General features: G+C 60.0%; 30 protein-coding genes and 1 tRNA gene. 10 read left to right on the forward strand and 21 right to left on the reverse strand.

Annotated elements, in window-relative coordinates:
* Positions 1–33 precede the first annotated feature (33 nt).
* Both JOE32_RS23995 and JOE32_RS24000 read right to left on the reverse strand, forming a co-directional pair.
* Complete coding sequence (locus JOE32_RS23995) at positions 34–1,287, reverse strand: aminotransferase class I/II-fold pyridoxal phosphate-dependent enzyme (RefSeq protein WP_209989860.1); 1,254 nt, start codon at positions 1,285–1,287, stop codon at positions 34–36.
* A gap of 390 nt (positions 1,288–1,677) precedes the next feature.
* Positions 1,678–2,160, reverse strand: coding sequence for a DMT family transporter (locus tag JOE32_RS24000; protein ID WP_209989863.1), 483 nt, complete (start codon positions 2,158–2,160; stop codon positions 1,678–1,680).
* 77 nt (positions 2,161–2,237) lie between these two features.
* Between JOE32_RS24000 and JOE32_RS24005 the strand changes: the two genes are divergently transcribed.
* From JOE32_RS24005 to JOE32_RS24020, 4 genes are all read left to right on the forward strand, one after another.
* Positions 2,238–3,155 (forward strand): LysR family transcriptional regulator, encoded by a 918-nt coding sequence (locus tag JOE32_RS24005; protein ID WP_209989867.1) that lies wholly within the window; start codon positions 2,238–2,240, stop codon positions 3,153–3,155.
* Between the two features lie 14 nt (positions 3,156–3,169).
* Complete coding sequence (gene fos / locus JOE32_RS24010; RefSeq protein ID WP_209989869.1) at positions 3,170–3,580, forward strand: fosfomycin resistance glutathione transferase; 411 nt, start codon at positions 3,170–3,172, stop codon at positions 3,578–3,580.
* A 52-nt stretch (positions 3,581–3,632) separates the two neighbouring features.
* Positions 3,633–4,274, forward strand: coding sequence for a LysE family translocator (locus tag JOE32_RS24015; protein WP_209989872.1), 642 nt, complete (start codon positions 3,633–3,635; stop codon positions 4,272–4,274).
* A 119-nt stretch (positions 4,275–4,393) separates the two neighbouring features.
* Positions 4,394–4,921 (forward strand): DUF4142 domain-containing protein, encoded by a 528-nt coding sequence (locus JOE32_RS24020; RefSeq protein ID WP_209989876.1) that lies wholly within the window; start codon positions 4,394–4,396, stop codon positions 4,919–4,921.
* 54 nt (positions 4,922–4,975) lie between these two features.
* Here the strand turns inward: JOE32_RS24020 and JOE32_RS24025 are convergent, their stop codons facing one another.
* The gene (locus JOE32_RS24025; RefSeq protein WP_057007886.1) at positions 4,976–5,401 is read right to left on the reverse strand and encodes a low affinity iron permease family protein; all 426 of its coding nucleotides are present in this window, start codon (positions 5,399–5,401) and stop codon (positions 4,976–4,978) included.
* Between the two features lie 175 nt (positions 5,402–5,576).
* Between JOE32_RS24025 and JOE32_RS24030 the strand changes: the two genes are divergently transcribed.
* Positions 5,577–6,359, forward strand: a complete 783-nt coding sequence (locus tag JOE32_RS24030) for a GNAT family N-acetyltransferase (protein WP_209989880.1) — start codon at positions 5,577–5,579, stop codon at positions 6,357–6,359.
* On the opposite strand, the gene JOE32_RS24035 is transcribed toward JOE32_RS24030, so the two are convergent.
* The 10 genes from JOE32_RS24035 to JOE32_RS24080 form a co-directional block, all read right to left on the reverse strand.
* A complete protein-coding gene (locus tag JOE32_RS24035; RefSeq protein ID WP_209989883.1) occupies positions 6,360–6,860 on the reverse strand; it encodes a methylated-DNA--[protein]-cysteine S-methyltransferase in 501 nt (166 codons plus the stop codon).
* A 15-nt stretch (positions 6,861–6,875) separates the two neighbouring features.
* Positions 6,876–7,286, reverse strand: a complete 411-nt coding sequence (locus JOE32_RS24040) for a type II toxin-antitoxin system HicB family antitoxin (RefSeq protein WP_057007889.1) — start codon at positions 7,284–7,286, stop codon at positions 6,876–6,878.
* 21 nt (positions 7,287–7,307) lie between these two features.
* Complete coding sequence (locus JOE32_RS24045; RefSeq protein ID WP_003233882.1) at positions 7,308–7,490, reverse strand: type II toxin-antitoxin system HicA family toxin; 183 nt, start codon at positions 7,488–7,490, stop codon at positions 7,308–7,310.
* A 177-nt stretch (positions 7,491–7,667) separates the two neighbouring features.
* Positions 7,668–7,973, reverse strand: a complete 306-nt coding sequence (locus tag JOE32_RS24050; protein ID WP_209989886.1) for a DUF6482 family protein — start codon at positions 7,971–7,973, stop codon at positions 7,668–7,670.
* A gap of 21 nt (positions 7,974–7,994) precedes the next feature.
* Complete coding sequence (locus JOE32_RS24055; RefSeq protein ID WP_209989889.1) at positions 7,995–8,519, reverse strand: DUF3833 domain-containing protein; 525 nt, start codon at positions 8,517–8,519, stop codon at positions 7,995–7,997.
* 195 nt (positions 8,520–8,714) lie between these two features.
* Positions 8,715–8,788 (reverse strand) — tRNA-Gly (locus JOE32_RS24060).
* Between the two features lie 95 nt (positions 8,789–8,883).
* A complete protein-coding gene (locus JOE32_RS24065) occupies positions 8,884–9,768 on the reverse strand; it encodes an alpha/beta hydrolase (protein WP_209989891.1) in 885 nt (294 codons plus the stop codon).
* An 83-nt stretch (positions 9,769–9,851) separates the two neighbouring features.
* Positions 9,852–10,544: a pseudouridine synthase gene (locus JOE32_RS24070; protein WP_209989893.1), complete on the reverse strand. Its 693-nt coding sequence runs from the start codon at positions 10,542–10,544 to the stop codon at positions 9,852–9,854.
* A complete protein-coding gene (locus tag JOE32_RS24075; RefSeq protein ID WP_209989897.1) occupies positions 10,534–10,746 on the reverse strand; it encodes a cysteine-rich CWC family protein in 213 nt (70 codons plus the stop codon). The genes JOE32_RS24070 and JOE32_RS24075 overlap by 11 nt, the downstream gene beginning before the upstream one ends.
* Positions 10,747–10,808: 62 nt before the next feature.
* Complete coding sequence (locus JOE32_RS24080; RefSeq protein ID WP_209989900.1) at positions 10,809–12,431, reverse strand: methyl-accepting chemotaxis protein; 1,623 nt, start codon at positions 12,429–12,431, stop codon at positions 10,809–10,811.
* 310 nt (positions 12,432–12,741) lie between these two features.
* Here JOE32_RS24080 and JOE32_RS24085 point away from each other — a divergent pair, with 310 nt between their 5' ends.
* Positions 12,742–13,083: a hypothetical protein gene (locus JOE32_RS24085; protein ID WP_209989903.1), complete on the forward strand. Its 342-nt coding sequence runs from the start codon at positions 12,742–12,744 to the stop codon at positions 13,081–13,083.
* A gap of 161 nt (positions 13,084–13,244) precedes the next feature.
* Positions 13,245–13,679, forward strand: a complete 435-nt coding sequence (locus JOE32_RS24090; RefSeq protein ID WP_209989906.1) for a DUF3757 domain-containing protein — start codon at positions 13,245–13,247, stop codon at positions 13,677–13,679.
* 3 nt (positions 13,680–13,682) lie between these two features.
* Here the strand turns inward: JOE32_RS24090 and JOE32_RS24095 are convergent, their stop codons facing one another.
* Positions 13,683–14,795 (reverse strand): enoyl-CoA hydratase/isomerase family protein, encoded by a 1,113-nt coding sequence (locus tag JOE32_RS24095; protein WP_209989909.1) that lies wholly within the window; start codon positions 14,793–14,795, stop codon positions 13,683–13,685.
* A 137-nt stretch (positions 14,796–14,932) separates the two neighbouring features.
* Between JOE32_RS24095 and ung the strand changes: the two genes are divergently transcribed.
* Positions 14,933–15,625, forward strand: a complete 693-nt coding sequence (ung, locus tag JOE32_RS24100) for a uracil-DNA glycosylase (RefSeq protein ID WP_003233900.1) — start codon at positions 14,933–14,935, stop codon at positions 15,623–15,625.
* A gap of 28 nt (positions 15,626–15,653) precedes the next feature.
* Here ung and JOE32_RS24105 read toward each other — a convergent pair whose 3' ends face one another.
* Genes JOE32_RS24105 through JOE32_RS24125 form a run of 5 tightly spaced genes read right to left on the reverse strand, consistent with a single transcriptional unit; the run spans position 15,654 to position 21,023 of the window.
* Complete coding sequence (locus JOE32_RS24105) at positions 15,654–16,691, reverse strand: AbrB family transcriptional regulator (RefSeq protein ID WP_209989913.1); 1,038 nt, start codon at positions 16,689–16,691, stop codon at positions 15,654–15,656.
* Positions 16,684–18,198, reverse strand: a complete 1,515-nt coding sequence (locus JOE32_RS24110; RefSeq protein ID WP_057007900.1) for a tripartite tricarboxylate transporter permease — start codon at positions 18,196–18,198, stop codon at positions 16,684–16,686. Before JOE32_RS24110 ends, JOE32_RS24105 begins: the two co-directional genes overlap by 8 nt.
* A gap of 1 nt (position 18,199) precedes the next feature.
* Positions 18,200–18,658, reverse strand: a complete 459-nt coding sequence (locus tag JOE32_RS24115; RefSeq protein WP_209989916.1) for a tripartite tricarboxylate transporter TctB family protein — start codon at positions 18,656–18,658, stop codon at positions 18,200–18,202.
* Positions 18,659–18,715: 57 nt separating this feature from the next.
* The gene (locus tag JOE32_RS24120; protein WP_209989919.1) at positions 18,716–19,699 is read right to left on the reverse strand and encodes a tripartite tricarboxylate transporter substrate binding protein; all 984 of its coding nucleotides are present in this window, start codon (positions 19,697–19,699) and stop codon (positions 18,716–18,718) included.
* A 31-nt stretch (positions 19,700–19,730) separates the two neighbouring features.
* Positions 19,731–21,023, reverse strand: a complete 1,293-nt coding sequence (locus JOE32_RS24125; protein WP_209989922.1) for an OprD family porin — start codon at positions 21,021–21,023, stop codon at positions 19,731–19,733.
* A 235-nt stretch (positions 21,024–21,258) separates the two neighbouring features.
* Between JOE32_RS24125 and JOE32_RS24130 the strand changes: the two genes are divergently transcribed.
* Both JOE32_RS24130 and JOE32_RS24135 read left to right on the forward strand, forming a co-directional pair.
* A complete protein-coding gene (locus JOE32_RS24130) occupies positions 21,259–21,930 on the forward strand; it encodes a response regulator (protein WP_027604325.1) in 672 nt (223 codons plus the stop codon).
* Positions 21,923–23,308 carry a sensor histidine kinase gene (locus JOE32_RS24135; protein WP_209989925.1) on the forward strand — a complete coding sequence of 462 codons (1,386 nt, stop codon included), beginning with the start codon at positions 21,923–21,925 and terminating at the stop codon, positions 23,306–23,308. Before JOE32_RS24130 ends, JOE32_RS24135 begins: the two co-directional genes overlap by 8 nt.
* 1 nt (position 23,309) lies before the next feature.
* Here the strand turns inward: JOE32_RS24135 and JOE32_RS24140 are convergent, their stop codons facing one another.
* Positions 23,310–24,131 (reverse strand): HDOD domain-containing protein, encoded by an 822-nt coding sequence (locus JOE32_RS24140; RefSeq protein ID WP_209989928.1) that lies wholly within the window; start codon positions 24,129–24,131, stop codon positions 23,310–23,312.
* A 36-nt stretch (positions 24,132–24,167) separates the two neighbouring features.
* Positions 24,168–25,109 (reverse strand): folate-binding protein YgfZ, encoded by a 942-nt coding sequence (locus JOE32_RS24145; protein ID WP_209989931.1) that lies wholly within the window; start codon positions 25,107–25,109, stop codon positions 24,168–24,170.
* Between the last annotated feature and the right edge of the window lie 107 nt (positions 25,110–25,216).

Below are 25,216 nucleotides of genomic sequence, written 5' to 3' on the forward strand. Positions count from 1 at the left end.
TAATTATTAATTCTTAGGTAAGGAGCGTTTAAGTTAGGCTGGTTTGCTAAAGGTGTCTGTGTTGGGGGTTGTTGTATTGTTGTGCATGAGTTTTTCAAGTGTTGAGCAGAAGAGGTATATTGTTTCATGAGACATGTCTGCTCGAAGTGTTATACGAATTGCCGATTTTCCTCTGGGTACTACGGGGAAAAACACAGCGGACGTGAAGAATCCATTGTTGGCGAGTTGTTTGGCGAGCGTGTTTGCTTTTTCAGCTTCACCACAGGTTATTAGTCGTATTGCGGTATGGCTGCCACATTGTTCAGTGGGCATGAGGCTGTCAAAAAGTCGTATGTTGGTGATGAGCTGTTCTTGAAGTTTTGAGAACGCTGCTGTTCTATGTATTTTGATTGAGGCCAGGCCAGCTCCTATGGCGGCCGAATTAAGACTTTGCGACCAGTTGCTGGGACCGCCGTATCGGGACATCAGGGTTTTTTGATTTTCGCTGCCAAACATGATTAGTCCTCCGCTCGCGCCAAACGCTTTGCCCAACGAAGCTACTATTATTGTTTGATCATCCAATTGTTCATAGTAGGGTCGGATGAAACCTTTCCCTCTCTCTCCAAATGCCGAAAGAGCGTGGGAGTCGTCCAGATAAATGAACAGCCCATAACGCTTTTTAAGATAGAGCAAGCCTTCGATATCTGCAATCCCGCCCATGCTATAGATGCCGTCCGCGATATAAGCTACTTTGTTGCGCTTCTTGCATAAACTCTCAATGAAGCATAAGTCGTTGTGAGGTGAGGTTTGCACATCAGTCTCATCTGCGCAGGCAGCTTTAATGTGGTTAATTGAATAGTGGGCGTGTTTGTCAAAAACCATGGTTGGAGGTATATCGTTTGTAAGAGCGCCGCTGGCGAGAAGAGGCAGTAATCCAGCACTTGCTGCGCTGCAAGATAATGTGGCCAGGCAAATCGAATCGAAATGTTCAGAGAGTTCGGTTTCATATCGATCAAGTAGGTCAAGTTTGCATCGATTTTTTGAATTTGCAATGCGGAGGGTTTTTGCCTCCCTTATTCCGAGTATGGCGCCCTCCAATATTTCTTGGTTGTAATCCAGTCCTAAGTAGGAAGTGGTGCAGAAGTGGTGGAGTTCACGACCGTATTGATCACTCAGGTAGTTGTTTTTTTTGACGCTTACGTTAAGTTCGCAAATTCGTCCAGATTTAGCTGAGTGCCAGTCTTTTTCGGAAATGCTAATAACGTTTCTATAATTGGAGTACAAGTGAGGGTGTTGTGTATTTTCCATTTTTCTCGTCCTTGGTAGTGGAGAGAAAACGATAGCGGGGAAACCTAGATAGCGTAAGTCAGATGTTTCCTATGCGTAATACACTGGCTGGAAATTTTGATGTGAGCAGGGTCCTACATTGTTGATGGCCAATTGAAGTCTTTGGCTTGATGTTGTTTAACTTAAATTACATAAGCGGCGGCTCCCTTCGAAATGATGGGGAGACCTCATTGAGGCGCGCATTTTGAGGAAGTGGTCGCCGTTGGTCTTAAGCTCTAAACCCAGCGACAGGGCAAGATGTATCAGGTCTTGCCGTTGGTATGCTGGATTTACAGCCTCCAGCGCATTGGCGCACTCCAGCCTCTGGTGGAGCAAGACGAGAGCTATGGTTTGCCGGCTGAGCGGCGCTGATCAGCCAGCCAGCGCCCGTGCCGGTGTGCTGCTGAACTGGATCAGCACCACGCCGCCCATCAACAACAGCGCGCCCACCACCCGAGGTGTATTCAGTTGGCGCTCGACCAGGCCGAACAGGCCGAAATGGTCAAGCAGCAGCGATGCGAGAATCTGCCCGGCCATGGCCAGGGCGATAAACCCCGACGCGCCGAGTTTGGGCAGCAGCATCAACGCCAGCGAAATAAAGCACACGCCGAACGCGCCACCGGCCCACATCCACAGCGGGGCCTGGGTGATAAATGCCAGGCTTGGCAATGGCAGGCGCAGGGCAAGGATCACCGGCAGCAGCACAATGATGCTCACCAGCAATGACGCCAGCGTGGCCCAGAGCGGATGGCCGAGGCCGCGCCCGAGGCTGGCGTTGATCGCACTTTGAAACGGCACCACCGCCCCGGCGATTACGGCCAACAGCAATAACCCGGCCCACTGCAACGTCGTCATGTCGAATCTCCCAGAGGTTTTGCTGGACTCTAGGGTATTCGTCGCGCAAATTTAAATTCCATTTACGTATATCTGGCATGCAGCTGATGAATGATCTGCGACGCATCGACCTCAACCTGTTGGTCATCCTCGACGCCTTGCTCAGTGAGCAACACGTCACCCGTGCCGCCGAGCGTCTACACCTGAGCCAGCCGGCCGTGAGCCATGCGCTGGCGCGCTTGCGTGACCTGCTCGGCGACCCATTGCTGGTGCGGCAGGGCGGTGCATTGGTTGCGACTGCCCGCGCGCTGGAGCTGGCCGCCCCGTTGGCCGAAGCCCTGGCCCAGGTGCAGGCATTGCTGGCGCCGAACCGGTTTGATCCGGCCACCGCCAAGCGTCGGTTTCGTATGGCGATGTCGGACTACGGCGCGGCGATTTTTTTGCCACCGCTGGTGCGCACGTTGCGTCGGGAGGCGCCGGGCATCGACTTGCAGGTCGTCCAGGCCAGCCGTGAAGGCATGGTCGACGGTGTGCTCAATGGCGATCTGGACCTGGCCGCCGGCGTCTTTCCTGACCTGCCGGCCGAACTGCGGACTACACCGCTGTTCGAAGAGCACTACACCTGCCTGGTGGACCGCGATAGCCTGCCGGACAGCGGCGTGCTGGACTTGCCGACCTACCTGTCGCGGCCCCATGTATTGCTGGAGATGCGCGGCAGCGGCACTCCGGAAATCGAACGCGCCTTGAAAGCGATTCGGGAGCGGCGGCATGTGGCGATCAGCCTGCCCCACTGGGGCGTGGCGCCGCGGTTGATTCAGGGCACGGATCTGATCCTCACGGTGTCATCGCGGGGAGTCCTGGCCATTGATCAGGAGCAATTGCTGGCCGTGCCGCCGCCGTTTCATATCCCCACGTTTGCTTTTGAGTTGGCGTGGCATGCGCGGCGGGGTGGGGATGCGGGGTTGCAGTGGTTGAGTGGGCAGGTGCGGGGTGTATTGTGCGATGGCCGTTTATAACAGGAAACAACAGCATGCTTTCGGGACTCAATCACCTCACGCTGGCCGTCGTCGACCTGCAACGCAGCCTGCACTTCTACCACGAGCTGTTGCGCTTGCAGCTCGGGGCGACTTGGGACAACGGCGCTTACCTCTCGCTGCCTGGGTTGTGGCTCTGTTTGTCCCTCGACCCGCTGCGCGACCCTGTGCCGGTGGTTGATTACACCCACTACGCATTCAGCACGCATGCTCGTGATTTTGATGCATTGGTTGAACGCCTCAGGGGCGCGGGTGTGCAGGAGTGGCGTGATAACCGCAGTGAGGGCGCTTCCTACTATTTTCTCGACCCTGATGGGCACAAGCTCGAGGCTCACGTCGGCGATCTGGCTTCGCGCCTGCAAGCCTGTCGTGAAAAACCTTACGCAGGCATGAAGTTTTACCCATAACGCCGGAACGTGCAGAATCCCTCCACCTCAACCCTCCGTCAGAGTCACGCCCATGACCCCATCCTTGCTGCTCGCTGTCCTTGCTTCAGGATTCATCTATGGCATTACGCCCGGTCCGGGCGTGCTGGCGGTGTTTGGCATCGGTGCCTCCCGTGGTCGCCGTGCCGGGGCGGGTTTTTTGTGCGGGCATTTGCTGGGGGATGTGGTGTGGTGCAGCACCGCGCTGATTGCGATTGTCGGCGCGCGCGAGGTCGGCAGCACGGCATTCGACGTGCTCGGCATGCTCAGCGGGTTGTATCTGTTCTGGCTCGGCTGGCGCGCGATTCGCACCCAGCGTCGCAACAGTGATGCGCCCCAGGGCGCGGCGCGGCATCCGTTTTGGCACGGCATCCTGTTTGGCCTGACCAATCCCAAGGCGTACCCGGTGGCAGTCGCGACGTTCACGGCATTACTCTCCAGCCGCGCCGAATTGCTGACTTGGGCGATGCTGCCGTCGCTGATTTTCCTGAGCTTTGTAGGCGGCCTGCTGGCCTACGCGATTCTGATCGGCGTGGTCGGCGCCCAGCGTGTGCGCACGGTGTATCAACGCCACGAAATATTGATCACTCGGCTGTGCGGTGTGATGTTCATCGGCTTTGCTATCAATGCTCTGGCCCATGCGTTGCCGGGCCTGTTTGGCAGCAAACCTGCCTGACGCGAAGGTGACCGTTCGTCGCACTGACAAGTTTTTTCTAAACCTTTGCTGCCCTGAAAATTCGAATTCAGGGCGAGGTGTTTGTCCTCGCACCTATTTTTGCCCTGGAGGAACCCATCATGAGCCGCATGGCTATCCGGTTACGCACCGCCAGTTTCGCGATGCTGCTGGGCCTCGGCGCCAGCAATGCCTTCGCCCAGTCGCCTGCTGAATTCATCGAGCAGGCTTCGGCCAAAGGCATGGCCGATATCGAAACCAGTCGCATGGCCCACTCCAAAACCTCGTCCCAGGAAATCAAGGACTACACCATCGAGGTGATCAACGAGCGCACGCTGGCCAACCAGCACTTGGCAGCCATCGCCAAGAAGCTCGATCTGCCCGTGGCGCCGCGCGAAAAGATTGTCGACAAGGCCGAAACCCTGATGCCCGAACTCAAGGACGGCGATTCGTTCGACGCCGCCTACACGGCGCAGCAGGTCAAGGAAAACGAAGACGCCATCGCCCTGTTCAAGCGCGAGGGCGCGGCTTCCAGCGTTCCCGAGATAAAGGCACTGGTGGATGAGACATTGCCCAAGCTGGAGGAGCGTCTGCAAAAAGCGCGTGCGTTGGCGTCGACTTATGGCAAGGGTCACCAAGGCGACGGTTGAGACGCCGGCCTGAAATGAAAAACGGCGGTTGGAGCAGATCCAACCGCCGTTTTTTCATGCCTGGTTCAAGTCGGTTCTGACCTGTGCCGCATCGTCTGCAGCCATGCCGCAACTGCTGTTCAAGCTGACGGTGCCGGTTTTGCCGATGCTGCGGTATTCCTGGCGTAGTTTTTCCAGCTCTTTGCGGTCCAGGCCATCCAGGCTCAGCACCGCGTTCTGCGCGTCCTTGGAGACGCGCAGCAGCTCATCGATCTTGATGTGCAGGATGTCATTGTCGCGGTTTTGCGTGTTCTGGATCAGGAACACCATCAGAAACGTGATGATGGTGGTTGAGGTATTGATGATCAGCTGCCAGGTGTCGTTGTAGTGGAAGTACGGCCCGCTCAGGCTCCACAAGCAAATCAATGCGACGGCCGCATAGAACGTCCGGGCACTGCCTGCCCAGCGGGACAGGGATTGTGAGATGGCGGCGAATTTCATGACCTTTTTCCTTTGAAGTGGGTGATGAACATATCGACCGTGACTGGCCCGTGAAATTTCTTTTTACAATTAGCTTCCCACGCCAGTTGAGGCTTTTTTGATGCTCTTTTAGGAAACGGCTTACTGCGCGTTGCTGCGTCACATCCAAGACTGGGCTTTTGCCTGGATATTGCCCATGCCCAATGACAGCGCCTGTGAGCTGAGCGCGCTCTATCAAAAAACCGACGAGCATTTTTATTCCGCAACCTGCTTGCCGTATCGCTGCTATGGCTCGTGTGTCAGCACCTATTTCATCGATGAGAGCGACGGCCCGCAGAACCTGCTCATCGTTCGGTTGGGCTGCGTACCGTCGAGCGCTGAACTGGCCGCTGCGCTGGCTTTGATCCGCCGTACCACGCTGCCGATACGCCTGGTGATGCACGAGCAAAAGGTTGAGACGTTACGCGAGCTGCTCACGGGCCTTGGCTTTCGTGCTGCAGACGTGACCAGCGCAATGGCCCTTCAATTGCTACCGTTTACGTCAATGCAATGCAACGGCGCGGTGCAGATCAGCCTGACCCGCAACCTCACGCAATGGGCCGTCCCGCTTGTCAGTGCGTTCTCGTCGACCCCCGTAGAGGTCGCGCATTATCAACAGCGGCACGAACGGGCCCTTGAGGCGGGTGAAGCGCTGTACCACTTCGTGTTGTCTGCCGACGGCCAGGTAGCTTCTTCGTTGACGTTGTCGATGTGTGACGGGGCGGCGCGCATCAACGATTTTGGCACCGTCGCGGGTTTTCGCGGTAAAGGCTATGGCACTCGATTGATCCAGACAGCCCTGCTTCATGCCTGGCGCCTGGGCGGGCGGTTCTGTTTTCTGGAGGCGACTTCAGCGGCCACATCGCTCTATCGAGCCTTGGGTTTCGAGCGGTTGTTCGATTATCAGACCTTTGTGCGGGGCCCGGTTGCACAGGCGTAGTCAGAACCCCATGTTGGTCTGGTTGCGGTTTTCAAGCGTCAACAGATACTGCTTGGCCTCGAGCCCTCCGGCAAACCCGGTCAAGGTGCCCGATGCGCCAATGACGCGATGGCACGGCGCAATGATCGAGATGGGATTGCGACCGTTGGCAGCGCCTACCGCGCGAACGGCAGTAGGGTTGCCGATCTGCCGCGCAATCTGGCTGTAGCTGCGGGTTTCGCCGAAGGGAATGGTCAGCAGCGCTTGACAGACCTGCTTCTGGAAAACGGTGCCGGCGAAATCCAGCTCCAGTTCGAAGTGGTTGCGCGTTCCGGCGAAGTATTCGTGCAACTGGCGCTCGGTTTCCAGCAGCACCGGGTTATCGCGGGCTTCGATCAGATTATCCAGGCGTACACGGTTGGCGCGCTCTGTTTCCCACAGGATGGCCGCGAGCTTGCCGGCGCGCGCCACCAGGGTGAGTTGGCCGACGGGCGAGGGCATGAGGATGTATTCGTGAGACATCAGCACGCTCCTGGGTCAATGGCCCTTCTGCAGTACCTTGAGTGCTGCCGATGCCAGAAAACCTGAACGGCTTTTTTCTTCCGGATGGTGCAGCACATAGTCATCAATGCGATTGAGCAGATAGCCAGGCAAGGTGATGTTGAGTTTTTGCGCCTTGCCCAAATAGCGGGTGACATCGATGTCCACCACTGCCCAGGTGCAGCCGGCGTATTGGGGGTTGGCGGCATGCACGGTGACTTTTTGCGCGCCGGGAATCGGCGAGCCGTCTTCGGCAAGGATTTCGAAGTGCCCTTCAATGGCTTCGCGGGCCATGGCCATGGCGTCGTCCAGGTCGTCGCCGGCCGAATAGCAGCCAGGGATATCCGGGACTTCCACGCCCCAGGCGTGGTCTTTGTCACCGGTTGAAATTGCGATGGGGTACAGCATGCTTTTGTCCTCCACAGACGTTCAACTCAGCAGAGCCTGTTTCAAAATGCTCTTGGCGGTCTTGTCCAACAGATCCTTTTTTGGATGAGGAATCGTCACCAGTCCCGGCTTGGTCGGGTGCTTGTAGTGATGATGACTGCCTCTGATACGCACCAGGTACCAGCCATCCGCAACGATATGACCTATCAAATATCGACTGTCCACAACACCTCCTTGTGGCGTGTGTTGGTGGTGACTATAACCACAGAAAATAAAATATCAACACTCTACCTACCGGAAGTTGATGAGCGGTATTTCGGTGAGTGGTCACTGCAGTGTATGAGCGCCTGGGAACGACGCCGGAGAGAGGTATTGCGAGGTTTTGCTACGCAGGCGAAGCGTCTAGTGCGTTGCCGCGAGCGAAAACGGAATGCGCAAGGCACCGATAGGCCCGGTGCGCGTGCCACACATTTCGTCATGCACGCACTGCTGCACCAGCACACAGGGGAATGGCGGAACGCGCTGCAAGAGGTCGCGCAAGTGGGTGGTGGAGCGCAGGCGCAGGGTTTTGCCATCATCGTCCAGCAAGGTCAGTTCACCGTCATCGAGTGTCACACGAGCAATGTAGAAGCCGCCCTCCAGCGACAGCAGTTCCAGCTCCCGTATTGCGTCTTTCTCGGCCAGTTCGGTCAGCATTTGCACATTCATGATTCACCCTCGCGTTCAGGTTTATTGGCGACGAAAGAACAACGTGACCTGGCCCCACTCAACGCCGAACTTGGACATGCTCGAGCGGTTGATCAGCGTGTCTTCATCCATCAGGTACATCCAGTCGTCAAAACTGACTTCGTACACCGAGCCATCCACCGACAGGTTGAGCCGGTAGCGCCAGCGCAGCGCATTGCCGGCCACTTCGCCGATGGCTTCGCCCACCACATCAGCGGCGCGTCCACGCCAGCGCCCAGGGCCATCGGGGGTGAGCGTCCACACCCGCTGCTGGCGCGTGCCATCGCTGTACAGAAAGCGTTCGTCAAGAATCAGCGCATTGCCCTCGCGCCTGCTGGTGATGTCTACCTCGAAACGCTTGGCCACTTCGCCCGAGCGCTTCTCGAATATGCCCCAGGCCTTGACGGGCTTGCTGAAGAAACGCTGCAGATCCAATTGCGGTTGCTGATTGGCATAGTGCTCGACGCCCACATGGGCGCAGCCGCCCAGGCTCAATATTAGCAACAGTGAAACCAGAAGGCGCGGCATGGCCTGGCTCCTCGACCGCGCGCGGCGTATTACCGGCGCTCAAGGGTTGATGGTTGTACAAAATTATTGGTTTGTACAGGTCTTGAAGGGCAGTCTGACGCTTGACTCAAATCGCAGCCATAAAAAAACCGGCCATTCGGACCGGTTTTTCCTGCATCTTCCGTCAACATTTTGCGACGTCGGACTCAAAAAGAGTGGAGCGGGTAGAGGGAATCGAACCCTCAACTAAAGCTTGGGAAGCTTTCGTTTTGCCACTAAACTATACCCGCTCAAAGCGGCTGACTTTGTACCAGATGTTCGCCGCGATTTGAAGTTTTTCTTCAAAAATGTATGAGTTCACTGTCGCGTCCACAGGGACGGCATTTCAGATTGCGAATGCCTGCTGCGTCCGTTCCTGCTGACCTCTCAACCGGTTCAATGGCCGCTCCCCTTTCAAGAATCCCACCACCGCCTCCTGGCTGTCCCGGCATGCCGCCTTGTGCTCCATGTCGAGGAAATGCCCGGTTGCCTGAATCGTGCCGAAGCTGCTATGCGCCACGTGCTGTCCGAACAACCGGGCATCCTGGGGGCAGGTGTATTCGTCCCATTCGCCATTGATGAACAGCACCGGTATGTCGATGGCCTTGGCCGCCTTGAGATAACACTGTCGATCACCGTCCAGCATCCGGCTGATGTGAAAATGCATCTGCCCGTATTCGTGCTCGGCCAGGCTGCTGACGTGCTTGTAATTGAAGCGTTTGAACAGTGACGGCAGGTGCTTGCCGAGGGTGCTGTTGACCAGATGGCCGACGCGGTGGCGGTCGCGGTTGCCGAGGTAATCGGCGCCGCGCTCAAGATAGTCACGCATGGGCGCGTTGATCAGCGGGGAGAAGGAGCTAATCACCGCCTTTTCCACGCGCCGGGGCCGCTGGGACAAGGCCACCAGCGCCGCCGTGCCGCCCCAGGAGAAAGACAGCACGTGTTCGGCGGCGAAGTGGTCGATGAGTTCCAGCAGGATCCGGCCTTCGACTTCCTTCGTCAGCATGTGCTCATGGCGGTTGTGGATTCGGGAACGACCGGCGTAAGGCTGGTCATACAGAACCACATTGAATTGCGGGTGCAGGCTTTTCACGGTCTGGGCGAAGGAGGCCGTGGTGGCCATCGAGCCGTTGACCAGGACGATGGTCTTTTCAGCCGCGTCCGCGCGGTAGAACTCCGTGTAAACCCGATACTGACCCTGTATATCCAACACAGCGATTTCTGGCGTCATGTCGTAAGACTCCTGGCAAGCGGGTAGAGCGCGTAAACCACTCTGCACGTGCTTTATGACAGGCAGGCAATGCTGACACGGCCTCAGACGTGCTGAATCTCTTGCGGGTGCAACGGGCGATACTCGCCGGGCGCCAGCGCGCTATCCAGCTCAAGCGGCCCCATGCGCTCGCGGTGCAAGGCCAGTACCTTGTTGTCGAAGTGCCCGAACATGCGTTTTACCTGGTGGTAACGGCCTTCGATGATGCTCAGTCGCGCGGTTCTCGGCCCCAGCAGCTCCAGCTCGGCCGGTTGGGTGGTGAGGTCTTCGAAGGCAAAGTACAGGCCGGCCTTGAACGTCACCGCGTACGCGTCGCCGATGGCCTGCTCGGTTTCCACCCGGTAAACCTTGGGCAGCTTGGTCGTCGGTTGCGTCAGGCGCCGCGACCATTGGCCGTCGTTGGTGAGCAGCAGCAGGCCGGTGGTGTTGAAGTCCAGGCGACCGGCGATATGCAACTCATGCTTGTCCGGTTCATCCAGCAGGTCGAGGACCGTGGGGTGTTGCGGGTCCGACGTGGCGCTCACGCAGCCCCGGGGTTTGTGCAGCATGAAATAGCGCGCCGGTTTACCGGCTTGCACCACCTCATCGTCCACGCACACCCGGCTGAATTCGCGCACGTCGTGATGCGGATCGCTGACCGCCACCCCATCGACGCTCACCCGCCGTTCCACCAATAACAGGCGTACCTGCTTGCGATTAAAGCGCGGCAGGTTGCTGAGCAAGCGGTCAACGCGCATCGGGATTGCGCAATTGTTCGTCCACCTGGGCGCAACGCGGGCACAGGCAGGCCTTGTTGCGTAATTCATCGGGAAGGGCCTGCAGCAGCGCCGGGTCGATGCTAACGCTGAAGCACCAGCAGGCCATGCCTGCGGTGCGCGGGTCGGCCAGGGTGCAATCATTGCGGGCGCCGCAGGCGGGGCAGAGGGAGGGCGTGGTCATGGGGCTGGCGGTATCGAGCAAGGTTGCATTGCACGATACAGCGCCCACTCGCGCCAGGCTACTTACAGCTTGAACTTGCTCACCAGCAGATTGAACGAGGTCGCCAGGCGTGAAAGGTCCTGGCTGGAAGCGTTGGTCTGGTTGGCACCGGCGGCGGTCTGGGCCGACAGGTCCTGGATGTTCAGCAGGTTGCGGTCGACCTCGCGGGCCACCTGAGCCTGCTCTTCGGACGCGGAGGCGATCACCAGATTGCGTTCGTTGATCTTCGCCACGCTGCTGGTAATCCGCTGCAACGCGTGCCCGGCGTTCTGCGCCAGGGTCTGGGTGTTATTGGCCCAGGTGAGGCTCTTGTTCATCGCCGCCACGGCATCGTCGGCGCCGGCCTGTACTTCGCCGATCATTTTTTCAATGTCCACGGTGGAGGTCTGGGTGCGATGGGCCAATGCGCGCACCTCGTCGGCGACCACCGCAAAACCACGGCCCTGCTCGCCCGCGCGCGCTGCTTCGATGGCCGCGTTGAGCGCCAGCAGGTTGGTTTGGTCGGCGATGCCGCGAATCACATCGATCACTTTGCCGATTTCGCGAACCTGATTGGCGAGGTCGGCGACCGATTGCGTTGAGTCGTTGATTTCCACCACCATCGAGCTCATGCCGGAAACAGCCTGTTGCACCTGCTGCTGGCCTTCTTCAGCCTCTGTGGTGGCCTGGCTCGAAGCCTCCGAGGTGGACACGGCGTTGCTGGCCACTTCGTCGACGGCTGCGGTCATCTGGTTGACGGCTGTGGCGGCTTGCTGGATTTCGTCGTTCTGGCGGGTGAGGCTGCGCGTGCTCTCGTCGGTCACCGCGCTCAGCTCTTCAGCAGAGGATGCCAGTTGATCCGAAGCATTGGCGATTTCCAGTAGTGTGCTTTTCAATCCGCTCTGCATATCCGAAATTGCCATCAGCAGTTGACCGGCTTCATCGGTGCGATCGGTGAGGATCGCGTGGGTCAGGTCGCCCTTGGCGATCCGCTGGGCGCTTTCCACGGCGTGGGCGATAGGCCGCGTGATCAGGCGCGTGATCAGCAGGCCGACCGTGATAGCGATGATAAAGGCCAGCACGATACCGCCGATCATCCAGTTCATGGCGCTGCTGCGCAGGTCATCGGCGGCGGCCGAGCCTTCTTTGATCTGGCGGTTGTTGGAATCGATCATGACCCGGATCAGTTCGCGGGCCTGCCTGAACATTTCGTTGTTGGTGCCGTTGAGTAGTGCTCGTGCCTGTTCGGTCTGGCCAGCGTCGAGCAATGCAACGATGCGTTCGGAGTTGCTGATATAGCCGGGCAACATCTGATCAAACTTGTCCCCAGCGGCGCGTTCGTCATCTTCCAGCGGTGTCGCGCGGTAAGTGGCGTAAGCGCTCAGGCCGGCCTTGAGTTGATTGGCAACATCTTGACGCACGCGCTCACGATCTTCACGCGCAACGTCGCCATTATTGGCGTCCATCAACCGGTACAAGCCACGGTTGTGTGACACCAGGCCATTGAGGGTCGCTGCAGTGTTGCTGACCGAGACCAGATTGTTGGAAAACGTTAAATCGAGGGCCGAAGCCAGACGGATCACGCCTTTGATGCCCAGTGCGCCAACGCCCAGGGTAATAAACGCACACATGACAAATGAGAGCAGCAGTTTGGTTGAAATCTTCATGGCGGAAATCCGAGGGTATAAGAGTAGGATGCTCGCTCTAGAGCCTCCGTGCTGTTGTGCGATGTCATAGTGACATTATCGAATTATTTAAAGTTTCATTTCGTCCAGAAATGTTCCTTTATTCAATGATCAAGTCGACCAGCGGTGACGCAATATTCAAGCCAGTCGGGCGTTCAAAGGAGATGTATCAAGCTATTACCAAAACGCACCAGATTCAGTTTTTGATGTCAGATATTTCGTCATTCAGTGAAGGCTGAATGCCGCTCTCCAGCGTCGCTGGAGGTGCTCTTCCGCGGTCCAGGAGGCCGCCATGTATCGACGACTGCTGCTTGCTGCATTGCTCGGCGTGACGCTTTCCGGCTGTGTGCCCTATTACGAGGGCACCACCACCTACTATCGCTCCGAGGTCTACACCGAGCCGGCGCCTGTGTATTACTACGGCGGCGGCCCGGCGTATCAGTACCGGCGGGATTACTACCCGGCCCCGCGCTACTACACCCCGGCCCCTCGCTACTACCAACCGTCGCCGCGTTACTACGGGCCGCGCGCCGGATACCGGCCTTACCCGAATCAGGGTTGGGGAGACCGTTGGCATAACGGTGGACGAGGACGCGGCGGTGACCATGGCGGAGGGCGTGGCGGCCATCGATGAATGCTCTATTAACGGAAACGGCGCCAAAGGCGCCGTTTTTTTACGCCTACCGTTTGTCGGCACTGTCAGAATTAACAGGTATCTTATAAGACTCAAATGGACTTCACTGGGGACGGCCGTTGTGCCCCCGAAATGCCCAGGGAAATGGATGGAACTCTAAAATGATAAGAAACGTGATTTGTCTGTATTTGCTTATGGTTGGCGGGTTCGCCCAGGCCCACGACGAGTTTGGCTGTCCTTACCCATCGACAATCAGGTATGTCGAAGGCTTTTTCCTGACGTCCGATATGCGTTTGCCCTGGCAGAGTTCTAAAGTCCAACACCGGGATTTTGTCGACCGTTTCATTGGTGCGATTTTCATCCCGGAGAAGGATCAAGAGCGCGAAAACGGTCGCTTGGATAAGTGCGTTTACCGTACCGGCAGCGGCCAGAGCGTGGCGTTGCGCCCAGGAAAAGCTGACGTAGCCGAAGCCTTTTCATTGACAAGCACCTTGCACTGGCAGATCGCCAAGGACCCGCTTGAACAAGAAGTGTATATCTGCCAGGACAGTCAGCCTGACAACTGTGCATTCACACTCTCGAAGCCGAGGCTATAACTGTCAGAAGTAGGAAAAATCCGCCAGGGGATGTCGTCCCTCCCACGCCTTGTGAAAATGCGCCTGCACCACGGCTTCTGGCACTGTGTTGATATCGGGCCAGTGCCAACGGGGTTTCTGATCCTTGTCGATCAATCGCGCGCGAACACCTTCACTGAATTCCGGATGGCGGCAGCAGTTCAGCGTCATGGTGTACTCCATCTGGAACACCTCGGCCAGCGACAGGTGGCGTGCGCGCTGCAGCTGTTCCCACAGCAGATGTGCGGTCAGCGGGCAGCCTTCGCTGAGGGTCTTGCCGGCGCGGCTCAGCAGCGGGTCAGCGTGATCACTTAGCTGGCTCAAGGCGCGCCACGCACAGCGCACATCGCCCACGTCCAGCCAGTCGTCGATTTGCGCCCGGCGTGGCAGCCATTGCGCTTCGGGCTGCTGGTCGACGGCCTCCCGGGCCAGGGCCTTGAGCAGGCTGTTGAGTTGCATCGCGCTCTGTTCCTGCCAATTGAGTTGCAGCAGGCTTTCGAGCAATTCGTCTTGCTGATCGTCGCGCAGGAAACGGTCGGCCAGACCCAGGTCCAGGGCGTCGCGGCCATTGATGTGCGCGCCGGTCAGGCCCAGGAACAGGCCGAGTTTGCCGGGCAGGCGCGACAGGAAGCGGCTGGCGCCTACGTCCGGGTACAGGCCGATGCTGATCTCCGGCATGGCCAGACGGCTGCCGGGCGTAACGATGCGTACAGACGCACTTTGCAGCAGGCCCATGCCGCCGCCCAGTACGTAGCCATGGCCCCAGCAAAGCACCGGCTTGGGATAGGTGTGCAGACGGTAGTCAAGGCGGTACTCGGCGGCGAAAAACTGCGCGGCCAGGGCCGGTACTTCGCCGGGTTGCTCAAGGCACGCCTGGGCCAGGCTGCGCACTTCGCCACCGGCGCAAAAGGCCTTGGGTCCGTTGCCGCGCAGCAGCACGCAGACGATGTTGGGGTCTTTGGCCCAGGCCTCCAGGCGTTCGCCAAGGCCCAGAATCATGGGCAGGGAAAGGGCATTGAGGGATTTTTCAGCGTCCAGGCTGGCGATGCCGATACGGGCGCCGCCGCTGCCGGTCAGCTCTTCGAAGTGCAGATTCATCGTGACCTCAAATCGAGAAGGTGAAGGATCAGTATGATCGCTCCACGGGAAAGTGCCGGTGGTGTGTCAGATCAATTGACAAGCGGGGGCACGTTTCCTAGGGTTCGCCCATTCTTTTTCTGCACGATGAACCCAACATGACCGACGGCGACCGTATCAAACTCGAGCCCAGCTGGAAGCACGCCCTGCGTGAGGAGTTCGACAAGCCCTATATGGCCCAATTGCGCGAGTTTCTGCGTCAGGAACATGCGGCCGGCAAGGAGATCTATCCACCGGGCCCGCTGATTTTCAACGCCCTCAACTCCACGCCGCTGGACAAGGTCAAGGTCGTGATCCTCGGCCAGGACCCTTATCACGGTCCCGGCCAGGCCCATGGCCTGTGTTTTTCGGTGCAGCCGGGCGTGCCGGCACCGCCGTCGCTGGTCAACATCTACAAAGAACTCAAGCGCGACCTGAATATCGACATTCCCAACCACGGCTATCTGCAAAGCTGGGCTGACCAGGGTGTGCTGATGCTCAATACCACCATGACGGTGGAACGCGCCAACGCCAATGCGCATGCGGGCAAGGGCTGGCAGTTCTTTACCGATCGGATTATCGAAGTGGTCAGTGAGCATCAGCCGCATCTGGTGTTCCTGCTGTGGGGCGCCCATGCCCAGGGCAAGCAGAAGCTGATCGATGCCACCAAGCATCTGGTACTGACCTCGGTGCACCCGTCGCCCTTGTCGGCGTATCGCGGGTTTCTGGGCTGCGGTCACTTCAGCCGCACCAACAAGTTTCTTGAGCAGAATGGCGAGGCGCCAATTGACTGGCGGCTGCCGCCGATCTGAAGCCGGCGGCAGAAAAACGTCGAAGGTTTCACATGTTGTCGGGTTGGCGCTCCCAGCGCCGAAACAACGGCTCGGCCAAAAACAGCACGAACAACAAGCGCATCACCTGCATCGCCGTCACCAACGGCACCGACAGTTGCAAGGTCTCTGCGGTGAGGCTCATTTCCGCAATGCCGCCGGGCATCATGCCCAGGGTCAGTGAGCGCAGGTCCAATTGGGTCAGGGCGCTCAGCCCTACCGCCGCCAGTGTCGCCAGCGCCATGGTCAAGGCCGTGCCGATCAGGGTGCGGCCCATGAAGGAGGGCGCACGGCGAAAAAACTGACGGTTGAAGTGGCAGCCCAAACCACTGCCGATCAGCCACTGGCCAACCTGACTGCCGCCGTCAGGCAGGCCAATGTGCAGGTCCCAGGTCACGCTGGCAATGGCACTTACCAGCAACGGCCCGAACAGCCAGGGGTTGGGTTGGCGCAAGCGTTGCCAGCCCCAGGCGACCAGCGCGCCTAACGGGAACAGCAGGGCCAGCCAGGCCCAGTCGACGGGTGCCGGATGAAACTGTGGCGCACCGCCGCCCAGTAAATACTTGAAGATCGCCGGGATACAGAGCACCACCACCAGCACGCGCAGGCTTTGCCCGGCGGCCACCCGGCTGAGCACGGCACCATTGCGTGCGCCGAGGTTGACCATCTCACCGGAACCGCCCGGCATGCTGGAGAAAAACGCAGTGGCGCGGTCTTCGCCGCTGCGCCGCATCAACCACACGCCGACCACGCTCGACAGGCTGGTGATCAAGGCACCGAAGAAAATCAGCCCGAAGTGGCTCATCACCTGCTCGATCACCACCGGGGTGAAATGCAGGCCGATGCCGATGCCCACCACCCATTGGCCGCACTTGCGCCCGCCGGGAATCTCGGCCAACTGCCAGGGCGTGAGGCAGCGCACCAGGATGATCGCCAGCAACGAGCCAACCATGTACGGCAAAGGCCAGCCGACGAGGCTGGCCAGGTAACCACCGGCCAGGCCGACCAGTGGTGTTCCCCACCATTGCTTGAAGGTGACGTCAGACATCGGCCAGGGCACGACGTTGCAGGGCGCGTTTACGGTAGATGCGGATCAGCGGGAACATCAGCATCAACGCGGTCAGTACCCACACACCCAGGGTGATCGGGCTCGACCAGAGAATCTCCAGCGCACCGTTGGAGATCGACAGCGCCCGGCGCAGGTTCTGCTCCATCAAACCGCCAAGGATGAAGCCCAGCAGCACCGGCGACAGCGGGAAGTCCAGCTTGCGCAGGATATAACCGAAGATACCGATACCCACCATCAGGAACAGGTCGAAGGTGGTGGCGTGAACCGCGTATACACCGATCGCGGTGATGATGGCGATCACCGGCACCAGCGCCCAGTTAGGCACGGCGAGGATGCGCGTAAAGATACGGATCATCGGAATGTTGAGGATCACCAGCATGATGTTGGCGATGAACAGCGAGGCGATCAGCCCCCAGACGATGTCCGGTTGCTGTTGGAACAGCAGCGGGCCCGGGGTGATGTTGTACAGCGACAGGGCGCCGATCATCACCGCGGTAGTGCCTGAACCGGGCACACCGAGCGTCAGCATCGGCACCAGCGCGCCGCAGGCGGAAGCGCCGATGGCGGTTTCCGGCGCAGCCAGACCGCGCATGTCGCCCTGGCCGAATTTGCCGCTGGCGCCGGCGATACGTTTCTCGGTCATGTAGGCAACCGCCGAGGCCAGCGTGGCACCCGCACCCGGCAGCACGCCCATGATGAAGCCCAGCAGGCCGCAACGGATGTTGACGACGAAGACCGCACCGGCTTCCTTCAGGTTGAACATCATGCGTCCGGTGGCCTTCACCGCTTCCTGGCCGCGGTGGGTTTTTTCCAGCAGCAACAGGATCTCACTGATGGAGAACAGGCCCAGCACCAGCACGACAAACTGGATGCCGTCGGTGAGGTGGATGTTGTCGCCGGTAAACCGGTACACGCCGCTGTTGGCGTCGATACCCACTGCCGACAGGAACAAGCCCATCAGCGCCGCCACAAAGGTCTTCAACGGCTTGTCGCCGGCCATGCCGCCCAGGCACACAATCGCGAATACCATCAGGACAAAGTATTCAGCGGGGCCGAAGGCGATCGCCCATTTGGCCAGCAGCGGCGCAAACAGCACCATGCCGCAGGTGGCGATAAACGCGCCGATGAACGAACTCCATGCCGACAACGACAGTGCCACGCCGGCCAGGCCTTTACGGGCCATCGGATAACCGTCGAGGGTGGTCATCACAGTGGAGGCTTCGCCCGGGATGTTCAGCAGGATCGAGCTGATACGGCCGCCGTATTCGCAACCCAGGTACACCGCAGCCAGCAGGATCAACGCCGACTCCGGCGGCAGGCCCAGGGCGAAGGCGATAGGGATCAGCAGCGCTACGCCGTTGATCGGGCCCAGGCCCGGCAACAGGCCGACGACGGTACCGATCAAGGTGCCGCACAGGGCGGTCACCAGGTTATACGGGCTCAGCGCGACGCCGAAACCCTGGCCCAAATAGCCAAAAGTATCCATATCAGTTCTCCAGAACGTCGAGCAGGCCGAGGGGCAGCGGCACATCCATGGCTTTATCGAACAGCAGATAAAGGCCGACAGCCATCAAGGTCACGATCACCACGCTGGGCAGCCAGCGGCCGCCGTACAGGCGCGCCATCGGGATGCCGATCAGCATGCTGCTGAGAATGAAACCCAGGGGTTCGAAGGTGCCGGCAAACACGATCAGCAGCGCAACGCAGAGGCCGATCTTGACCAGGGTTTCGCGGTCCAGCGCCGGTTCTTCTTCGGTGTGCCGGGTGGGTTGCGGGCGAAACAGCATATAGATCAGGCCCAGGCTCATCAGCCCGAGCATCAGCAGCGGGTAGGCGCGAGGCCCGACCGGCTCGTAGGAAAACGCCGCCTGATACGGCCAGGCCATCAAGGCCAGGCCGGCACAGACCAGCAGCATCATCGCGGCGAAAATGCGTTGTAAGAGCATGGGAAACTCCAAGGCCACTTCGGCAGGCTTGCCGAAGCGGCGTTACATGACGGGCGTTTACTGGATCAGGCCGAACTCTTTGGCCAGCACTTTGTAGTCAGCCACCTGTTTCTTCACGTAGGTGTCCAGCTCCGGACCGGTCATGGCAAACGGGAACAGCTCGCGCTGATCACGCAGCTTGGCGAATTCTTCGGACGCCAGCAGCTTGTCGAAGGCTTCTTTCCACCAGGCGTAGTCGGCATCACTGACCTTTGGCCCGAGGTAGAAACCGCGCACCACTGGCCAGACAATGTCGTAGCCTTGCTCTTTAGCGGTGGGGATATTCTTCATTTCCGGCTCATCCAGACGCTGCTCGGAGAACACCGCCAGCAGGCGCATGTCACCGCTGAGGATGTGCGGCATGGAGTCGGAGATGTCGGTGCTGCCCACCTGGATGTGACCACCGAGTAAGGCAGTGGCGATTTCACCGCCGCCCTCGAGGGCCACGTAGCGCAGTTCGCGCGGGTTGATTCCGGCAGCCTTGGCGATCAGCGCGGTTTGCATCCAGTCCTGACTGCCCACGGTGCCGCCGGAACCGATCACCACGCTGCCCGGATCTTTCTTCAAGGCTTTTACGAGATCATCGAGGTTCTTGTAGGGCGAATCGGCTTTTACTGCGATGGCCCCATAGCTGGTGCCCACCGCCGCCAGCCAGCGCACGGCGTTTTCATCGAATCGTCCGAACTTGCCCTGGGCCAGGTTCAACAGCGAACCGCTGGACCAGGCAACCAGTGTGCCGGCGTCGCCAGGGCGCTGGGCGACCACGGCGTTGTAGGCCACCGCACCGACGCCGCCGGGCATGTAAGTCACGCGCATCGGCTTGCTCAGCAGCTTCTCGTTGACCAGCGCGCTTTGCGCCAGCTTGCAGGTCAGGTCAAAACCCCCGCCGGGGGAGGCCGGGGCGATGCACTCCGGGCGCTTGGGCTCGTCGGCGGCCAGCAGTTGGCCGGCGAACAGCATGCAGCCGGCGGCGAGGGCCAGTTTACGCAGTGAAAGGGTCATGGGTTTCTCCGTCATTGTTGTTATGAGTTGCTTACCAGAGTGCGACGCTGTAGCTCACCAGCACGCGCATTTCATCCGCATCACGGGCTGAATAGTTGGAGCGGTAGGTGGCGTTACGCAGGCGTACCGCCACATCCTTGAACGTGCCACTTTGCACCACGTACTTGATCTCGCTGTTGCGCTCCCATTCCTTGCCGGTCTCGCCGTTCCTCAGCCGGATGTTGTCACCCGACAGATAACGGCTCATGAAGCTCAGGCCGGGAATGCCCAGTTTGGCGAAGTCGTAGTCGTAACGGGCCTGCCAGGAGCGCTCTTCGGCGCCGGCAAAGTCGTTGATCTGCACGAAGTTGACCAGGTACGGGTCGCTGCCATCCACATAAGGGAACGCGCTGTCGCCGGACATGCGCTGGTAACCGGCGCTGAGCTTGTGGCCGTTGAGGGCATAGCTGAACAGGCTGCTGAGGGAGGTGTTGTCGATCTTGCCGCCGCGGGCGGCGCCGGTGTCGTCGCTGATGGCCAGCCGCAGGTCGGCGCCGAACGTGCCGGGGCCCATGGGACGGGCGGCGACCAGGCCGAGGAAGTGCTGACGGTAGACATCGTCGAGCTGGGCGAAGTGGTAGCTGCCGGTGATCTTGTCGGCGAATTTATAGTCCACGCCACCGAAGTTGAAGTGCTTGCCGGTGGCGCCGCTGAGGAAGCGGCTGTTCTTGTTGTTGAGGGCGATGTCCTCATAGTTGCTGTCGTCGCGGTCCTTAGCCTTGTCGAGGCGGCCGCCGGTGAACGTCAGGTTCTTGAATTCCCTGGAGGTCAGCAGGCCGCCGTTGAAGGTCTGCGGCAGGATGCGCCCGTCGTTGGGCTTGAGGATCGGCAGTTCGGGGATCAGCGCACCGATTTTCAGCTCGGTGGCGGACACTTTCACCTTGCCCGTCAGGCCCAGCTTGGAATATTCGTTGGCGGCGCGGCCATCGTCATGGGTGGGCAAGAGGCCGGTGCCGGTGCGGTCGGGGCTGGAGTCGAGCTTGACGCCGAGCATGCCCAGCGCATCCACGCCAAAGCCGATGGTGCCGTCGGTGTAGCCCGACTGAAGGTTGAGCATGAAACCCTGAGCCCATTCATCGCGCCTGGATTGCTGGGCGCTGGTGCCGTCGCGGAAGTCGCGGTTGAAGTACATGTTGCGGGTTTCGAGGGTCGCGCTGCTGTCTTCGAAGAAGGCAGCCTGGCCGAGCGGTGAAAAACCGGCAAGGGCCGCGGCGCTGGCAAGGGCAGTGTGGGTCATGCGGGGAAAACGAACAGGCGGGCAAGCCTGGGGCTGTGTCGACAGCATCGTTGTGCACTCCGTTATTGTTCTTATTTTTGGCGAAAACGCGTCGAGGCGTTTTTCGGGCGCGACGGTCAGGTCGCTCGGCGGGCTGGAACCACCGTGTTTGGATCCTAAAGCGCGAAGCTTTCGCTAACCTTTCAGTAGCCTTTCAATGTTTTCGGGCTTCACAGGCCAAGCGGCGCCTGTAAACTGCCCGGCGAAGCGTGGCATCGACCACTCCTGAATGAGGTAGAAATCCATGCGTGTCCTCTTGGTTGAAGACCATTTGCAGCTCGCCGAAAGTGTCGCCCAGGCGCTCAAGAGCACGGGTTTGACCGTCGACGTGCTGCACGATGGGGTGGCCGCCGACCTGGCCTTGAGCAGTGAGGATTACGCGGTGGCGATCCTCGACGTGGGGCTGCCGCGCATGGATGGTTTTGAGGTATTGGCGCGGCTGCGCGCCCGTGGGAAAAATCTGCCGGTGCTGATGCTGACCGCGCGCAGTGATGTGAAGGACCGTGTGCATGGTTTGAATTTGGGCGCTGACGATTACCTCGCCAAGCCGTTCGAACTGACGGAACTCGAGGCGCGGGTCAAGGCGCTGCTGCGGCGCAGTGTGCTCGGCGGCGAGCGCCAGCAGGCCTGCGGCGTGCTGGTCTACGACCTCGACACGCGACGCTTTACCGTCGGCGGCGAGCTGATGACCCTGACGTCCCGCGAGCAGGCCGTGCTCGAAGCGCTGATCGCACGGCCTGGCCGGGTGATGAGCAAGGAGCAACTCGCCTCCCAGGTCTTCGGCCTGGATGAGGAAGCCAGCCCCGACGCCATCGAAATCTACGTGCACCGCCTGCGCAAGAAGCTCGACGGCCAGCCCATTGCCATCGTGACCTTCCGAGGCCTGGGCTACCTGTTGGAAGCCCGCGATGCATAAGCCCAGCAGCCTGCGCTGGCGCCTGCTGTGGAACCTCGCGTTGTTGCTGGTGGTGTTGATGATTGCCAGTGGCTTGAGTGCTTACTGGAACGGTCGCGAGGCCGCCGACACGGCGTATGACCGCACGCTGCTGGCCTCGGCGCGCACCATCGCCGCCGGCCTGACCCAGGTCGACGGCACCCTCAGCGCCAATGTGCCCTATGTGGCGCTGGACACCTTCGCCTACGACAGCGCCGGGCGCATTTATTACCAGGTCAATGATATTGATCAGAAGCTCATCTCCGGCTACGAGCACCTTCCCGGCCCGCCGCCGGGCACGCCGCGAACTGACGACTATCCGGCCTTGGCGCGTTTCTACAACGCGGTGTATCAAGGGCAGGAAGTGCGGGTGGTCAGCCTGCTCAAGGCCGTCTCCGAGCCGAACATGAACGGCATGGCGGAAATTCGCGTGGCCGAAACCGATGAAGCACGCGTCAGCATGGCCCGCAGCCTGGCGGCCGACACGTTGTTGCGCCTGGGCATGCTGGGCGTCGGTGCACTGCTGCTGGTGTGGTTTGCCGTGAGCGCGGCGCTGCGCCCGCTGGAGCGCCTGCGTACAGCGGTGGAAGAACGCCAGCCCGACGACCTGCGCCCGCTGCCGCTGGTGGAAGTGCAGCATGAATTCGGCCCGCTGGTGCGGTCCCTCAACCACTTCACCGAGCGCCTGCGCGGCCAGTTCGAGCGTCAGGCGCAGTTCATTGCCGACGCCGCCCACGAATTGCGCACCCCGTTGGCGGCGCTCAAGGCCCGGCTTGAGCTGGGCCTGCGCAGCGACGCGCCCGCCACGTGGCGCAGCACTCTGGAGAGCGCCGCCCAAGGCACCGACCGCCTGACTCATCTGGCCAATCAGTTATTGTCCCTGGCCCGCATCGAGAACGGTGCCCGCGCGATTGCCGAAGGCGGCGCGCAGTTGCTTGACCTCAGCCAATTGGCCCGAGAGCTGGGCATGGCCATGGCACCGCTGGCCCATGCGCGCGGCGTGGCCCTGGCGCTGGAGGCCGATGAGCCGGTGTGGCTGCGCGGCGAACCGACGCTGCTTAACGAGCTTTTGAGCAACCTGGTGGATAACGCCCTGGCGCATACGCCGCCGGGTGGCAATGTAATCCTGCGGGTCATGGCGCCGGCGGTGCTTGAAGTCGAGGACGATGGCCCCGGTATCCCGCTGGATGAACGCGACCGGGTGTTCGAGCGCTTCTATCGGCGCAGTCAGCAGGGCATGGGATCAGGCCTGGGGCTGGCGATCGTCGGCGAGATCTGCCGTGCGCATCTGGCGCAGATCAGCCTGCATGATGGCGAGTTGGCGGGGTTGAAGGTGCGGGTAAGTTTTGTCGCCGGTTGAATCAGTAGAACATCGAGCGTGCTTCATCCAGCTGCGCGCGCAGGGTCTCGCTGTCGGGGTCAATGCGCAGCTTGATGATCGACGGCACGTCGGGCAACGGCACGTCAGCCAGCGGATGATCAGTGCCGCGATGGCAATACAGCACAGCTGCCTGAACGATGTCGATGTAGTCGAGCCTGGCGGAATCGCGCTCCAGGTTCAGGTATTGGCCGGGCAGCTTGGCGAGCATTTCCGGAAAGTCCCAGACGCTCAGCAGCTTGTCGCCCAACAGCGGGTGGATGCTGTCGATCACGTGGTTGAGGCTGACCGGGTCGGACAGCAACTGGTAGTGATCTTCGGCGTAGGTGAGAATCGGCAGCACGCCGATCTGGTGTACCAGCCCGCCAAGGGCGGCCTGGTCCGGCTTGAGCTGTGAGTGACTGCGGCACAGGGCGTAGCTGACGCCCGCCACTTCCAGGCTGCGGCGCCACACGTCACGCATTTTCTGTTCGACCACCTCGGAGCGGGCATGGAAGATCTGTTCCATCACCAGGCCGATGGCGAGGTTGCTGCTGTAGTTGGTGCCCAGCCGGGTAATGGCGGTGTGCAGGTTGGTGACTTCCTGAGTGGCACGCAACAACGGACTGTTTACCACTTTGATCAGGCGTGCGGACAGCGCGGTGTCGCGACCGATCACTTTGCTCAAGTGGCTGATGCTGATATCCGGGTTTTCGGCGGCCTGACGAATGTTCAGGGCCACCTCCGGCAATGTCGGCAGAACCAGGTCATCGTTATCGATGGCCTTTACCAAAGCCTGTTGGACTTTATCCGCCAGTTTGTTCATTCATGCTCTCAAGGGTGCTGCAAAAAAGTACGGTGATCAGCGCTGAATCTCTCGATCTCGATCAAGTTGATAGGGCAGGTCGAGCAACTGCAGGGCAGGCCCTTCCAGCGAGCCCAAATGCACGTCGCCATTATCGGCAGCTTCGGCTTGCAACACCGCCAGAAGTTCAATCGACAGGTCGGCTTTTGCCGCAATCACCACTTCGCCAATCGAGCTGCCGTGGCTGGGGGAGAACAGTGCAGTGCCGGGTTCTGGCGTCTGTGTGGCATCAAGGCTCAGGCGATACAGGCGGCGTTTGAGTTTGCCCAGGTACTGCATGCGCGCGACGATTTCCTGGCCGGTGTAGCAGCCCTTTTTGAAGCTGACACCGCCCACAGCCTGCAGGTTGAGCATCTGCGGAATGAACAGCTCGCGGGTCTGTGGCATCACTTGGCCAATCCCTGCGCGGATCTGGCCCAGCAGCCATTCGTTCAAACCCGCTTCGTCAAGCTGCGCGGCCAGGTGGCTGCGTACGGCTTCAGCGTGTTCGGCAGGTGCCCAGAGTTCGGCGCGGGCAGGGGAGACGCGAATGGCGATCAGCGCATCGGTACTCGCGACGCTGTCGGTGTCGTCCGGCAGATCGAGGCCCAGGCTGCTCAGCGCTTTATCAGCATTTGCAAGACCGAAACGAACCCAGGCGGCGCTTTCGTCGGTGAGCCTGGATTTGGAAAATACCGCGTATTTTTTCAGGTCCGCCAGTTGCGGCTCCAGCAGCTCAGTGGCCATGGCCATCAGCACGCCGTCACCTTGCAACACAATGCGAAAGCTTGATTGCATGCGGCCTTTTTGCGTGCAGCGCGCGCCAAGGCTGGCCTGGGTGTCACTCAGGTAATTGAGGTTGCAGGTGAGTTGGCCCTGCAGGAATTTGGCGGCATCGGCGCCACGGACGGCGAGAACGCCTTCGTGGGACAGGGGGCAGAAGAAAGCAGAGTCGGCCATGGGTCATCGCAGGTCAAAAAGTCATGCGTGCATCATAGAGGGGCGCCCGGCAAATGGATAGTTTCCTCGGGGCGCGACCAACGCTGGCTGTTCGGGTGCCGCCGGGC

The organism is Pseudomonas sp. PvP025, assembly GCF_017832155.1.
In the GTDB taxonomy this organism is placed as follows: domain Bacteria; phylum Pseudomonadota; class Gammaproteobacteria; order Pseudomonadales; family Pseudomonadaceae; genus Aquipseudomonas.